Source organism: Enterococcus hulanensis (assembly GCF_005405485.1).
In the GTDB taxonomy this organism is placed as follows: domain Bacteria; phylum Bacillota; class Bacilli; order Lactobacillales; family Enterococcaceae; genus Enterococcus_A; species Enterococcus_A hulanensis.
On the sequence record NZ_BJED01000003.1, the window covers coordinates 172722 to 185009 of the forward strand.

The following is a 12288-nucleotide window of genomic DNA, read 5'->3' on the forward strand; positions in this document are numbered from 1 at the left end:
GTACACTCCTATTATTGTTTTTTAAATACCGGCAGTCTGTTTGTAAAACGGCCGAAAAATACCTATTTAATTTAATATTGGACTATATAATCATAAATCCTCTAAAGCTATAGTCGACATTACTTTTTCAATGATATTCAAATGTTGGCTGCAAAATGAATTTTCAAGTAGTAAAAATTGGCGGTCACTAAATTTATCTTTCAGAGAGTTAGGTATTACAAGATTACTAATTATTAAGTCAGCATCATCAGGTGCACTTAAAAATTCCAGCAAATATCTATTAGTAAACTTTGTCTTCAAAGTACGTTCAAAAACTTTATTTAAAACATAAGAATAATCGGTTAAACAAAAAATTTTTAATTTAGGTATGGTTTCTTCTGGCGGATTAACTATCAAACAAATACAGAAGTAAAAATATCGATAGTAATCACTATTTAAATGTGGGTGAGTATTACATAATTCAGTATAAAAAACCTCAAATTTCCTTTCTAAAAAGAAATGATCCTTTTTGATTGTATTGAAATCATCGCTTGAAAAAAAGGGAATTAAGTTCGTTGATATTTTTAATACTCTTTCTGATATTAAATTTCTCCTTAAAAGCTTTTTTATGAAATCTATATTTTGCCACGAAATGGAACCAAAAATATTGATAAAAATCTCTACCCAATCATCCAAGAGTTTTTGTTCTGAAGCGGATAGTGTAACGCTGTCTAAGTATTCCAAATCTTTAATATCTTTAAAATAATAGCTAGAATAACTAAAGTGAGTATATACATAGTCAGAAAAATTCCAATGAGAGAGAGCTTTTGGTTTAGTGCATCTGTAATTTTCTAGAATCGCATCATTTCCTTGCACATTTTTAATAATATGCCCATTCTCTACTCGAGTATTTGTTGTAAAAAGAAAGAAGCTTAGTAATTCTGATTCATATGAGAAAGGATCGGAACTATTTAAAATAGTTTTTGCCAAATTTAAATAGAAGTCTTTATTAGGTACATTAGGCATGTCACTAAATTTCCGATGAATTCCCCAAAGAAATACTGAGAAAAAATTCCTTAATTTTTTCTCATCACCTTTTATAGCGAAATTATTGGCACAAATAATATGAAATCCATATTTAGAAAGTTCAGAATTAATCGACCTAATTTTTCGTCGTAATGTTGAATGACTAGTTCCATGAGTTAAACAAAAGTAGTATGTATCAACCTTGTCTTGAGTTAAAACGGCATATAGAATTTGATAGGATAAATCTGAGGACAAAAGATAATTTTTTATTTTTGTTAGCGTTACTCCTTTATTTTCTAAAAAGATTCCCTGCTTATCGATGAATAAGTTTAATTCTTTCTTTGAGTACATTCTTTCAATATCATCTTTCAGCATCTTGCAATAATTAAGAACTGTCGAAGGAGTTACATCACCAACATATTCACTTATTTTTTTTGAAGAAAGTGGCTCTGTCTGACTACTAAGTATATTTATAATTTCGATTTGCTGGACTAATTCTTTATTGAAGTGCACCATTTGCAATTTCTCCTTATAATGACATTAATTGTAGTTTCATTAATAAGGATATTATCACAAAAGAGGCAGGCTGTCTGTTTGTTTTCTTGAAAAAACGATTATTTTTTATCTTAACTTGACCTAATAACAACAAAATGTAGTCATAGTCCACTTTCCGAATGATGTTTACAATTCATTTTTATACAATTAACTTATAAATGAATGCGAAAAATGACAACTATAATGTCAAAGCCTTCAAAAATGGACGAAACTAGTTTTGTGTGGTCAATGAAGAGGTCTGTTCACATCTTAAACGTCTAAGATGTGATCCCATATATCTCATCAAAATGTTTTTTTATATTTATTTGGTGTTCAACTAAAGGGTGTGAACACTCTGCAATAAATATAAAATTACTGTAGAGAATATAGAAAAACCAAATTTAAAACTTTGAATTTTTTTTATCTACAGTCTGATATTAATTGGTATAATACTAATTGTTCACGCTGAAGATATGATTGAATTAAAGGGATTGATCAGAATATAGAAAGTAGAGGATTTTAATGAAAAAAAAATCTGAGGAAACTAGAGAGTTAATTTTGAATAGTGCTTTAGAGTTATTTATTGAAAAAAGCTATAGTGAAACTTCCACAAATGATATTCGCAAAAAAGCAGGAAATTTATCAAGGGGAGGATTATACTATTTTTTCCCTAAAAAAGAAGATATTCTTGAAGCTTTGCCCGAATTTTTATTTAAAGATAGCTTACCTATGAATGATATTCTTGAGGACAAAAATCTGAATACAATTGAGAAAATTAGAAAGATATTGTATGAGGAACATAAAGCAATTCGTAATAGTTCAAGAGGCCAATTATTTTACAAATTAATGTCTAGTCCGGAGTTTTTAACACTTTTTCTGAATCAATTATCCTCAGATGCAATTCCGGTGTATCATCAATTAATACTAATGGGAAATGCTGACGGCTCAATGAAAGTAGCTTCACCAATTTACACTGCTGAAGTGCTTCCACTGCTCCTAAACATTTGGTTTAATCCTTCTTTTTTCAATAATGATATTGACGATGTAGATGCGAGGATTGATTATCTTGACGACCTTTTAAATAGTATGGGCGTTCCATTACTTAATGGTAATTTAAAAAAAGTTTTGAAGCAGACATGGACAACAGTTAAAGAAGATCTGTAATAGTTTTATTTACAATCGATCAGTTTAACTATTAAAAATGGCAACAGCTTTGTAAACATTGATTTTGTATAAGCAGAATAAAGTATCACCCATAATTACACTTTATTTGTTTGAGTGTGCACCAAAAAGACTCTAGATAATGGGATCCGCTGACATTTTTTGTCAGATACCATTATCTAGGGTCTATTTTATTATATGTTCTTGATATGAGTGCCGTTGTAGCTTTGGCAAAAAAAACTAAAGCGTTTTGTAGAGAATGACGAAGATTTAGCAATGGAAATGTTCTCAATATCTTGTCAGTTACCTTTGCTGCACCAAAGTATGCGGGATTTGGGAGATTTGCAGGATGAAGTGGTGATAAACGAGGCTCAGCAACTATTCGAACGACTAATGAAAGTTAGGGTATAAAAATGATCTTAACCACCGACTCAAAAGTCGGTGGTTTTATAGAATCAGCCTACTGCTAGTTTCTCTTACTCACCATCTAATAGATTTACAGATTTAAATGAAATCAATTGAGTTATCCTCTCCATTAGCAACCATCCCAATGCGTCTTCTAAATTTAGGTGTAGATATATGAAAAGACTTATCTTGTGACAAAATGAAGAACATTCCACTTGGAAATGTCTACGATTATTCTGACGGGAAAAGTTGCTTCACTCCTTCCTCACATAAACATTCAAAGGGGTGTGCGGGTTTTCCTGTATTGGGATTAACTAACATCTTCGTTGCCTTCTTTTGCTTTTCCGTTAGTAAATTGGTTTCGACAATGGACCCACAGGCAAAAATAATCTGGCTGATGCGTTTTTCTTTTACAACAGTAGAAATTACCTCTAGCGTATTTTCATTTGTTCCTTTTAAATAAGTTGCTTTGTTGGTCGCGTGGATAGATGAAAAAAGATTCACGGCAATAAAGCCAGTGAATCCTAATTGTCGGATATTCTTTTCAATGAACATGCTCGTCATATCTTCTACAAACGCGGATGTACTGGTCGGACGAATAGTAATAACCAGCGCTAATTTTCCTGATTTCTCTTCTTTGAGACCTTCATACCACTGTTTCCGTAAAACATAGCGATGCGTTTGGTCCTCTGATCTCCATGATTCCGTATTAATCGTAATAACTTCTTTTTTAATCATTCATCTTTCTCCCTTCTTAAATCATTTGTGCGTTAATCAATGTCACTATCACTGCTGTTGCGATTTTCGCAATCAATTTGAACCATTTCATTTTCTTCATTCGTTTCAATCCTTTCATTTTTCTCAAGCGCCAATAAGATTTCCTGTAAACACTCGGCTATCGTTTTCCATATTTCTGGACTAATCATGAGATTCACCATTTGAATACCAGTGAAGTTTTCCTTCTACTAGTAAGCCGCGAGTAAATTCTCTACTACTGGTAGTATCCGTGATGAAGTACACTACATAGTCATTTCCCGATCTTTGATCTACATACAAGTACAAATGAGTCAGTACTAGTTTAGGTAAGTCAATGTCAGCTGATTTAATGATTGTTGGATCTAACTCTTCACGCTCAGCAGTGACAGACTCAAATCCCCAATCTGTTTCTTGTGTTGGTATTCCTACTTGTTCCTTCAATATGACGATCGCTTCATCCATCATCTCTGTTCATTCCTTTCTACAAAATAAAAACCTCAACGACCTGCAATAGTCGTTGAGGTTAAGTATCTTCACTAATATGTCCTTCTGCTCGCATGGATAAAAACTTTCCAGTAGAACCAATAATAAGATGATCTTGTAGCTTAATCTGCAGTAGTTTCGCTGCTTTTTCTAATCGCGCTGTCAGTTGAATATCGGCTAACGAGGCGGTTTCGTCCCCCGAAGGATGATTATGGGCGATACAAATTGAAACGCTATTCGATAACAGCGCCGCTTTCAATATATCTCGTGGATATGCTAACGATTGGTTGATCGTACCAATATGGATCGTTTGAATAATTGTGGGTTCTAGCTTTTGATTTAATCCCGCCATGACTAAATGTTCTCTATCCTTGTTTTCAATAAACGGTGCGAATAACTGATACAAGGCTTGTGGACTATTACATTTCCTACCTGCATAGAGTACGGATGACTCTTTTACCATCTGTAAGGAAACGATAGTCACACGTTTCTTTGGCTCTACTTTATTCCTCAATATCAAGACCTTCTTTCGATTCTTTTTTATTATTTCTTACTTATGATTTGATTCTTTTCATTAGTATTCCTCTGGTAATAACATGGTCTGGTGTGTCTGGTCATCAATCACCCATAATTTCTTTACTTGGAAATTTGTTAATTCCTCTGTTATTCGGCATTCGTGATAGTCGATGAAGAACGGTTCTTCCTGTCGATGAGTGATGTTAATGGTCTTTCGTTGATCATCTCGATTGAACTCAAAAATTTGTAAGTAATCTAATTGAATCTCTGACTGCTTCATCTTCTCGTCGATCAATTGCCAACAGCGTAACTGAATTTCTTTCGGGACTTGTTCATTTACTCCCTTCGTGATGTAGCGATTTTCCTGTGTATCGAACATTGGGTATTCCTCCTTCTAAACATAAAAATAGCCCAATCACCTGTTAAGATGATTGAGCTTCATGATAATAATATATATTTGAAACTTTTGTAAGAACTGTAGTATGATTTATTTTCTTTATTCTACCTCTTTCAATTCTTCCGATAGTTAAAATTCAGCAATAGACTATTATAATTTTTCATATTCCTCAACTATTCTACAAACTACATTATCTTCCAAACCCGTCACAGATTGCACAGTTGAAAAGATTCCTTTTCCTTTTATCTCTTCTTGAAGTTTCACTGCATTAGGATCTTCTTTATCATAATACTTGAAACCATAAGCAACCGCTTTGTCTAAATATATGTGGTTTAACTTATTCTTTTCTGCCAACATAATAGGGCCACACAGACGATCTTCTATAGCTAACTTCCTAATTGGATCAAATGCAATTCTAAAAGTACTATCATGCATATTCTGATTCTCTTCTGGCAACTTAATTATTGAATTAATTTTTTCAGTGTCCAAATCGAATTCTACTTTGCAGGCTGAATAGATTTCATTGGTTACTTTCTCTACCAATACAGCAATTTCTGAGTCGTTTTGAGCATCCAATATATCGTTATAGCCTTTGTATTTCCCCATAAAAGCTTCTGCCGCGTGAGGACCATTCATCATGAAAAGTTTCAATTTTTTTAACTTTTGAACTTCTCCTACTGTTTCCATCCAATCAACGTTCTTTAATGAAACATGAATTGGCTTTTCGATCAACAATGATGCAATAGCTATACTATGAATGTTTAGTGAAGTATTTGATGAAGCATCTGTGGATCTTCTTATAATTGAATCTCGAATAAAGAGATGATCCTGAATCCAATCATAAAGCTCTTTTGTCACATTCAATTGCAAGAGACCGTACAGCTTTTCAACAAGACCTATCTGATTTGTTAATAAGACTAGATCGATTTTTTTATTAGAGTCTTCCTCATACATCTTCTGAATGCTCGGAACTAAATCAGTAAAGACTTCATCTAAATCTTCAGGATAGACTGGTATCATGACTAAATTACTCTCTAAAAAAGCCTTTTCAAACTCTTTACTACCAATGCTATAAATTGTTTGATAGTTAGAGACTTCTCTCGTAGATACCTCTTTCTCTCCAGTAATTCTAACTTTATACGAGCCTGTTCTTAACTCCTCAACCACTTTGATACATTTATCAACAAAAATAACTTGCCAATTTGCCTTATCAAAAACTTCTCCAATAAATCCTTTGCCTAATCTACCAGCACCGATGATCACAACCGATGGCTTTTTTTCAGAACTCATATTTCCCTCCAAATTCTTCACGATCATTCTTTATCCTTATAACTAATGTATGCCAATTTCATTTTCCCTTCTAAATGAACCGGTCCATGATTACATGGAATAAAGAAGGTTTTTCCTGCTTTTATTTCCTTGGCTTCGATCTTCCCTTTTCCTTCTATGCAGAACAAGAAAATAAACTCATCCTTCTCGTAGACTCCCTTTGTAAAAGTTTCCACACTTCCACAAGTGTACAAACCCGGTTGATCAAAAAAATCGGAAATTAGACAACCATCTTTTTCTGTAACAGTATACTTTACCGAATTAATTTGATTATCAGGTACACGAACATTATCAAATATTTCTTGCACATGTAGTTCCCTCGGCTGTCCATCCTTCCCTATCCTATCATAATCATAAAGACGATAAGTTACATCTCCATTTGTTGAGAAAGCCACAACTTCTCCTTCTCCAACAGAACCGTGCAACGTACAAGTAGGAATGTTAATAAAGTCGCCACCCCTAACATCAATTTTCCTGAATAATTGGCCCCAATTTTTCTGAGTAACCATGTCTATAAATTCTTCTTTTGTTTTTGCATGATGCCCCAGAATTAATTCTCCACAGTTATTATTATCGCCCAATATCCACTCACTCTCAGCTTTTCCTCGCATACCACTATGTTTTAGACCATAATCGTCATCAGGATGCAGTTGGACAGATAGCGGAGACACAGAATGTCCTGCAACTAATCTAACAGGTAAATGATCCGGTTTACAGCCAAAAAGATTTTTGTTTTCAAGATAAAAATCTGATAAATGTTGGTTGATTTCTTTGACTACACAATCTAAATGATTAGGAATAGCTATCACCGAATACAATTCCGCAACATTTTCTAGATCTGTTTCTAAATGAAACTTATCAATTAAAGCTCTTCCTCCCCAAATCCTTTCCTCTAATATAGGTTCAATCTCAAAAATTTCTCTTTGCATTTTTAAACCACCCTTCAAATAAATAATTTATCGCTCTATTTAATCATTATTTGGTTCATAAACTACTATTCCACTAGATCCGATTTTGCTGCATTCTTCGGAAATATGGGCTAAATTGCTTTCTAATTTTACCATTATGGTAGCTTGTAGTAGCATAGGTAAATTCATTCCTGAAATGATTCTATAATTAGTAATGCCTAATTCCAATAATGCAATAAGCAACTGATTGTAAGGGCTGCCATGTGCAAGGTCGCAGAAAAACAGTTTTTCTTCTTCTCTGTTTTCTTGTAATAGACATTTTATCGACTCGCCAAATTTGTCAATACCTTCATCTGTTAAACATAAATAATCAACATCATCTATATCACTATTTATATATTTGCATGACCTCATCAATTCTTTGGCAAAATAGCCATGTGACAACAGTACAATTTGCAACTAAATTCACTCCCTTTAAATAATTCCGATAAAAGCTAAAGCAAATGTCAAAACAAACAAAATGAAAATCATTTTTACCATAGAAATATTTTTCCGTGCCATAACTTGCCAACAAATGATCACAAGTAATAAAGGTAGCAAATGTGGCAAAATGCCATCGAGAATATCTTGTAAAAGAATTCTGTCGTTCCCGCTAGGGATAGTAACAGCCAAGTTAAAGTTTACATAGCTGGCCGTGATTCCACCCATGATAATGATTCCCATTAAGAGTAGAGAATCTCTAATGTTGCTTGCACTTTTGCTCATTAAGCTTTTTAAAGCATCCATCCCAAGCTTATAGCCGCTAGTAAACAAAGATTTTGAAATAACAATCATGAGGATATTGTAGACAAATATATAGAATAGAGCACCTAAAATACTACCACCTCTTGAAAACTCAATAGCAATTGATAATAACAACGGTACAATTAACCCTGGATTTAGAGCGTCTCCAATGCCTGACATTGGGCCCATTAATGATACCTTAGTTGTTTCAATCATCTCATCATCAATATCTCCATTCAAAGCTTTCTGTTCTTCCATTGCTGTTACGATTCCATAGATGATACTACCAAAAATATTTTCCACATTAAAAAATTTATAGTGTTTCAACATACGTTCACACTTTTGGTCATTATCATAATACTTATCATATAAAGGTGTTAGGCCCCACATGAAATTAGGTCCCGATAAAACATCGTATCCTCCACAAGCGCCATAAGAAAGATAAAATTTTCTCCAAATCGTCGATAGTTCTTTTTTAGTTAGTCTTTCTGCTGTTTTCATCATAGAACCTCCTCATCTTCGTTAAAGATAGCATCCGTTTGATTATTATTCGAATTACTAGAAGAATTCGCGATATAATAAAGATAGGCAGTGCCAGCTGCTATGAATGTCAACGCAATAATGTTTACATTCATGAAAACAACACAGATAAAACCAATGACAAAGAAAACAACGAAGAAATTATTACGTATGCTCATCGTCAAAAGAACTGCTATTCCAACTGCAGGCAAAACTCCTCCCAATACATTCATTGCATTCGTAACAAATTCTGGAAGCAATTGCATAAAGTCTGCAACATATTTTGAACCAAAATAGATGGCAACAAACGATGGAACGAAACGGATTAACATGTAAACAATTTGTTTAAAACCCCAATACCTTCTAATAAACTGTGCATAATTTTTCTTTTCTAAAGACTGTTTTACTTTTGGCCCATATAAACTCGTGATAAATGCAGTTATTTGAAAGGTGAACGTTCCTAAAACGCCAATTGCTGAAGCAAGAGAGATTGCTGATCCCGTATCCATTTTAGATAAAATCGCAATTGCCATTACTGGAAAGGACATGAAAGACAAGTCCACACCGATCGCACCACCCGGTGTTACAACAGCTAGAAATACAAGCTGGACGGCCACACCTAATGTCACGCCCGCTTGTACATCCCCCAAAATCAGGCCACATAGTGCACCACCGATTAATGGACGTCCCAATGTGTACCAACCAAGAGAACCTCCTAGCAACGGAAAAGCATTACCACTAATCGCACATAGCAAAGATATTAGAGTACATTGTAAAACAAACATTATTTATCCCTCCTTCTTGATTTGTGTTCGAAAGGTCTTCCAACTTTGAGGTACTCTAGAGATTAACGTTAATATTTCAAAATTATAACCCGCATCATCAAGACGATTATAAACTTCAATTTCTTCTGGAAGGAGCGCGAAACCACTATTGATTGAAACTGAGCCTTCTTTTTTGTTCGCACAACTGACAGTAATCGGTCGATTCACACGGTAACCACCTTCTAATAATTTTTCATATTCACTAATTTCCTTAGTAATCACGTAGTACTTTTTTTTAGAAATTTCTGCTTCAGGTAATTTTCTTAGTGCTTTTTGAGTATCAAAAACATAAAGTTTTACATTAGTAGGTAGTACACTTTGATAAACCATCTTCATTTGATTGTTTTTTGCGATCTTATCATCAACAATGATAATTGCATCACAAGGATAGCTTGGCAATAATTTGATCATTGTTTGACCGTGGATCAGTCTCTCATCAACTCGATACAAAGTAATCATCTTTCAACCTCCAACTAAAAAATTAGGATAAACGTTTTTTCCTGCTTATATAAGTTTTAACAACTACAATTTACCATAGGAAAAACTTTTTTATTTTCTTAACTTTGCACGATTGATATCAAAAGGGAGTGCAATTTTTTATTCAATATGCCCAATATTCATTCGTGCAATAAAAGGGGAACAAAACAGCAAGGAATATGGTAAATTGAAAATATACAAGATACATGATTGTCGTGATTTTTTTCGCACAATAAAGATAATGAGGGGATTTTTATGTACTTAACAAAAAGACAAACCGATATATTAACCTTTTTGGCTAAACAAACTGATCGATTTGTAACAGCCAAAGAAATTGCTGATTTCTTTGATGTAAGTGTTCGTACTGTAAAAAGCGAGTTGCAGACTATTCGTGAAGAAACGCAATCTTTGTCTACTTTTGAAATTGAAACTTATCCGAGAAAAGGCAATAAATTAGTAATTATTAATAAAGAAGGATTTGAAAAGGAAATAGAGCGTTTCACTGAGAAACGACTAACTAAATTCAATAGCATACAACAAAGAAGCAACGCAATTATCTATTATTTGTTAAACAGCAATAAGCATATATCAAAACCAAAATTAATGACTATCTTTTTTATCGCAGATACTACTCTTTATAATCAAATGAAAAAAGTCAAAGACATATTATCCCGCTTCAACTTAGACCTAGAATATAAGTCTAATACGGGCTATTATATTTCAGGAAAAGAACTTGATAAAAGAACCTGTTTAAATAAAATTGGCTATGTTGATAGGACAAATTCTTACTATTCTCACGAAAATACAACCGACATCTACAATGTGGTTGCCGATACCTTCATTAACTTCCAATATAAAATTGATGAACAAATTTTACAAAATATAACGGCTCATATCGCTAGGTCAATAGAAAGAATTAAAAAAAATTATTTTGTTGAGAAGCAGCATTTTTCTGAGTTTAAGGAAACAGTTGAATTTAAGATTTCAAGAGAGATTCTAAACACTCTTTTAGATGGCTATAGAATAAAAGAGGAAAAAATTGCTGATGAGTCAGCTCTTTTGACGCAAATCATATTAGGCAAAGTAAATTTAAACAGCAACGATCCTCTACATGGAGAAGTAAACAAATTTATTGATGAGTCTTTTAAAGCAATATATCAAAAATTTGCCATCAACTTTGATTCTGCTGATAATTTGCGTTTATTGCTTGTCCTACATTTAATGCCACTACTTTACAGAGCACAATCAGGCACACAGCTTGATAATCCATTAGAGTCAGAAATTCATCAGTCATTTCCTCAGGCTTATGACATCTCTCTATATTTCTGTAGGTTAATGAATAATCTGTTTTCAGTGAATATTCTGTCGGGTGAAGTCTCTTATTTAGCATTATATTTTAACTACGGGATTGACAACTATCTTTCCTCTTCATCAGAGAAAAAGATTTTATTAATCACATCACTGAGAAAATCAGAAACAATTTTGTTACGCCATAAAATTTTGAGTTGGTTCCCAAATCAAATAGATACTTTTGATTTTATTCACCCTTCCAAATTCTCATCTGATCTATCTATCCAGGATTATGATGGAATTTTTACAACAGAAAAGAATTTGAAGCAAAATCAAGGTGCAATTACATTCATTAGTCTTTTTCCAAATGAAAAAGATTTCGAGAAAATTAATTTAGCAATAAATGGATACAACAGTTTGGAAAGTATACTTGGAAAATTTAGTGAAGAAACTTTTTTCTATGGTCAGCTTACTTCAAAATCTCAAGCACTAGCTTGCGCTATTGAAAATGCTCAAAAAAAATATCACTTATCATCTGATTTTGCCTCTTCTATCTATGAAAGAGAGCAATTAAACAGTACATATTTTGGTAACAAAATTGCGATCCCTCATACTTTAAGTCCAATATCAGAAGAGACATTTGTTTCATTTGTAGCACTAGATAAGGAGATTAGATGGGACAACTTAAATCACGTGAAATTCATAATACTTGTTTCAATTGCAAAAAATAATCCAAAGGAATTTCAATTTTGGTATCATCTTTCCACATTTTTACAAGATCAAAAATCATTTGCAGAATTTGCAAAAAAACCAGATTTCAATCATCTGATTCATGCGATTGAATCTTCATTAAGAAATAAATTTGATTAATTTATTCTGTCGAGTTCTTCTCTTTCAGCAG

Annotated in this window: 14 protein-coding genes; 2 read left to right on the top strand and 12 right to left on the bottom strand. The window is 33.1% G+C overall.

Annotation, left to right across the window (positions count from 1 at the left end; all coding sequences use genetic code 11):
• Positions 1 to 90: 90 nt before the first annotated feature.
• Positions 91 to 1521 carry a helix-turn-helix domain-containing protein gene (locus tag FFR60_RS04720; protein ID WP_137663256.1) on the bottom strand — a complete coding sequence of 477 codons (1431 nt, stop codon included), beginning with the start codon at positions 1519 to 1521 and terminating at the stop codon, positions 91 to 93.
• Between the two features lie 540 nt (positions 1522 to 2061).
• On the opposite strand from FFR60_RS04720, the gene FFR60_RS04725 reads away from it, so the two are divergent.
• Positions 2062 to 2703 (top strand): TetR/AcrR family transcriptional regulator, encoded by a 642-nt coding sequence (locus tag FFR60_RS04725; RefSeq protein ID WP_137663257.1) that lies wholly within the window; start codon positions 2062 to 2064, stop codon positions 2701 to 2703.
• A 633-nt stretch (positions 2704 to 3336) separates the two neighbouring features.
• Here the strand turns inward: FFR60_RS04725 and FFR60_RS04730 are convergent.
• The 11 genes from FFR60_RS04730 to FFR60_RS04780 all read right to left on the bottom strand — a co-directional run bounded on the left by FFR60_RS04730 (position 3337) and on the right by FFR60_RS04780 (position 10079).
• Entirely contained in the window at positions 3337 to 3843 is a 507-nt protein-coding gene (locus tag FFR60_RS04730) for a DUF1643 domain-containing protein (protein WP_137663258.1), read from the bottom strand.
• Between the two features lie 32 nt (positions 3844 to 3875).
• On the bottom strand, positions 3876 to 4031 hold the full coding sequence (locus FFR60_RS04735; protein WP_171004868.1) for a hypothetical protein: 156 nt from the start codon (positions 4029 to 4031) through the stop codon (positions 3876 to 3878).
• Positions 4024 to 4326 carry a 4'-phosphopantetheinyl transferase gene (locus FFR60_RS04740; protein ID WP_137663259.1) on the bottom strand — a complete coding sequence of 101 codons (303 nt, stop codon included), beginning with the start codon at positions 4324 to 4326 and terminating at the stop codon, positions 4024 to 4026. The genes FFR60_RS04735 and FFR60_RS04740 overlap by 8 nt, the downstream gene beginning before the upstream one ends.
• 58 nt (positions 4327 to 4384) lie before the next feature.
• Positions 4385 to 4864: a JAB domain-containing protein gene (locus FFR60_RS04745; RefSeq protein ID WP_249354950.1), complete on the bottom strand. Its 480-nt coding sequence runs from the start codon at positions 4862 to 4864 to the stop codon at positions 4385 to 4387.
• Between the two features lie 54 nt (positions 4865 to 4918).
• Positions 4919 to 5239: a DUF960 family protein gene (locus FFR60_RS04750; RefSeq protein ID WP_137663260.1), complete on the bottom strand. Its 321-nt coding sequence runs from the start codon at positions 5237 to 5239 to the stop codon at positions 4919 to 4921.
• A 168-nt stretch (positions 5240 to 5407) separates the two neighbouring features.
• The gene (locus FFR60_RS04755) at positions 5408 to 6547 is read right to left on the bottom strand and encodes a mannitol dehydrogenase family protein (protein WP_137663261.1); all 1140 of its coding nucleotides are present in this window, start codon (positions 6545 to 6547) and stop codon (positions 5408 to 5410) included.
• Between the two features lie 23 nt (positions 6548 to 6570).
• Positions 6571 to 7515, bottom strand: coding sequence for a class I mannose-6-phosphate isomerase (locus FFR60_RS04760; protein WP_137663262.1), 945 nt, complete (start codon positions 7513 to 7515; stop codon positions 6571 to 6573).
• 39 nt (positions 7516 to 7554) lie between these two features.
• Positions 7555 to 7953, bottom strand: coding sequence for a PTS sugar transporter subunit IIA (locus tag FFR60_RS04765; protein ID WP_137663263.1), 399 nt, complete (start codon positions 7951 to 7953; stop codon positions 7555 to 7557).
• 15 nt (positions 7954 to 7968) lie between these two features.
• Positions 7969 to 8781: a PTS system mannose/fructose/sorbose family transporter subunit IID gene (locus FFR60_RS04770; RefSeq protein WP_137663264.1), complete on the bottom strand. Its 813-nt coding sequence runs from the start codon at positions 8779 to 8781 to the stop codon at positions 7969 to 7971.
• Positions 8778 to 9581 (bottom strand): PTS mannose/fructose/sorbose/N-acetylgalactosamine transporter subunit IIC, encoded by an 804-nt coding sequence (locus FFR60_RS04775; protein WP_137663265.1) that lies wholly within the window; start codon positions 9579 to 9581, stop codon positions 8778 to 8780. The genes FFR60_RS04770 and FFR60_RS04775 overlap by 4 nt, the downstream gene beginning before the upstream one ends.
• A 3-nt stretch (positions 9582 to 9584) precedes the next feature.
• Positions 9585 to 10079: a PTS sugar transporter subunit IIB gene (locus FFR60_RS04780; RefSeq protein WP_137663266.1), complete on the bottom strand. Its 495-nt coding sequence runs from the start codon at positions 10077 to 10079 to the stop codon at positions 9585 to 9587.
• A 273-nt stretch (positions 10080 to 10352) separates the two neighbouring features.
• Here FFR60_RS04780 and FFR60_RS04785 point away from each other — a divergent pair, with 273 nt between their 5' ends.
• A complete protein-coding gene (locus FFR60_RS04785; RefSeq protein ID WP_137663267.1) occupies positions 10353 to 12257 on the top strand; it encodes a BglG family transcription antiterminator in 1905 nt (634 codons plus the stop codon).
• Positions 12258 to 12288: the final 31 nt, after the last annotated feature.

Bases quoted from the DNA above. Each gene is read 5' to 3' on its own strand.
- FFR60_RS04720 (WP_137663256.1), bottom strand. From the start codon at position 1,521: ATGGTGCACTTCAATAAAGAATTAGTCCAGCAAATCGAAATTATAAAT.
- FFR60_RS04725 (WP_137663257.1), top strand. From the start codon at position 2,062: ATGAAAAAAAAATCTGAGGAAACTAGAGAGTTAATTTTGAATAGTGCT.
- FFR60_RS04730 (WP_137663258.1), bottom strand. From the start codon at position 3,843: ATGATTAAAAAAGAAGTTATTACGATTAATACGGAATCATGGAGATCA.
- FFR60_RS04735 (WP_171004868.1), bottom strand. From the start codon at position 4,031: ATGATTAGTCCAGAAATATGGAAAACGATAGCCGAGTGTTTACAGGAA.
- FFR60_RS04740 (WP_137663259.1), bottom strand. From the start codon at position 4,326: ATGATGGATGAAGCGATCGTCATATTGAAGGAACAAGTAGGAATACCA.
- FFR60_RS04750 (WP_137663260.1), bottom strand. From the start codon at position 5,239: ATGTTCGATACACAGGAAAATCGCTACATCACGAAGGGAGTAAATGAA.
- FFR60_RS04755 (WP_137663261.1), bottom strand. From the start codon at position 6,547: ATGAGTTCTGAAAAAAAGCCATCGGTTGTGATCATCGGTGCTGGTAGA.
- FFR60_RS04760 (WP_137663262.1), bottom strand. From the start codon at position 7,515: ATGCAAAGAGAAATTTTTGAGATTGAACCTATATTAGAGGAAAGGATT.
- FFR60_RS04770 (WP_137663264.1), bottom strand. From the start codon at position 8,781: ATGATGAAAACAGCAGAAAGACTAACTAAAAAAGAACTATCGACGATT.
- FFR60_RS04775 (WP_137663265.1), bottom strand. From the start codon at position 9,581: ATGTTTGTTTTACAATGTACTCTAATATCTTTGCTATGTGCGATTAGT.
- FFR60_RS04780 (WP_137663266.1), bottom strand. From the start codon at position 10,079: ATGATTACTTTGTATCGAGTTGATGAGAGACTGATCCACGGTCAAACA.
- FFR60_RS04785 (WP_137663267.1), top strand. From the start codon at position 10,353: ATGTACTTAACAAAAAGACAAACCGATATATTAACCTTTTTGGCTAAA.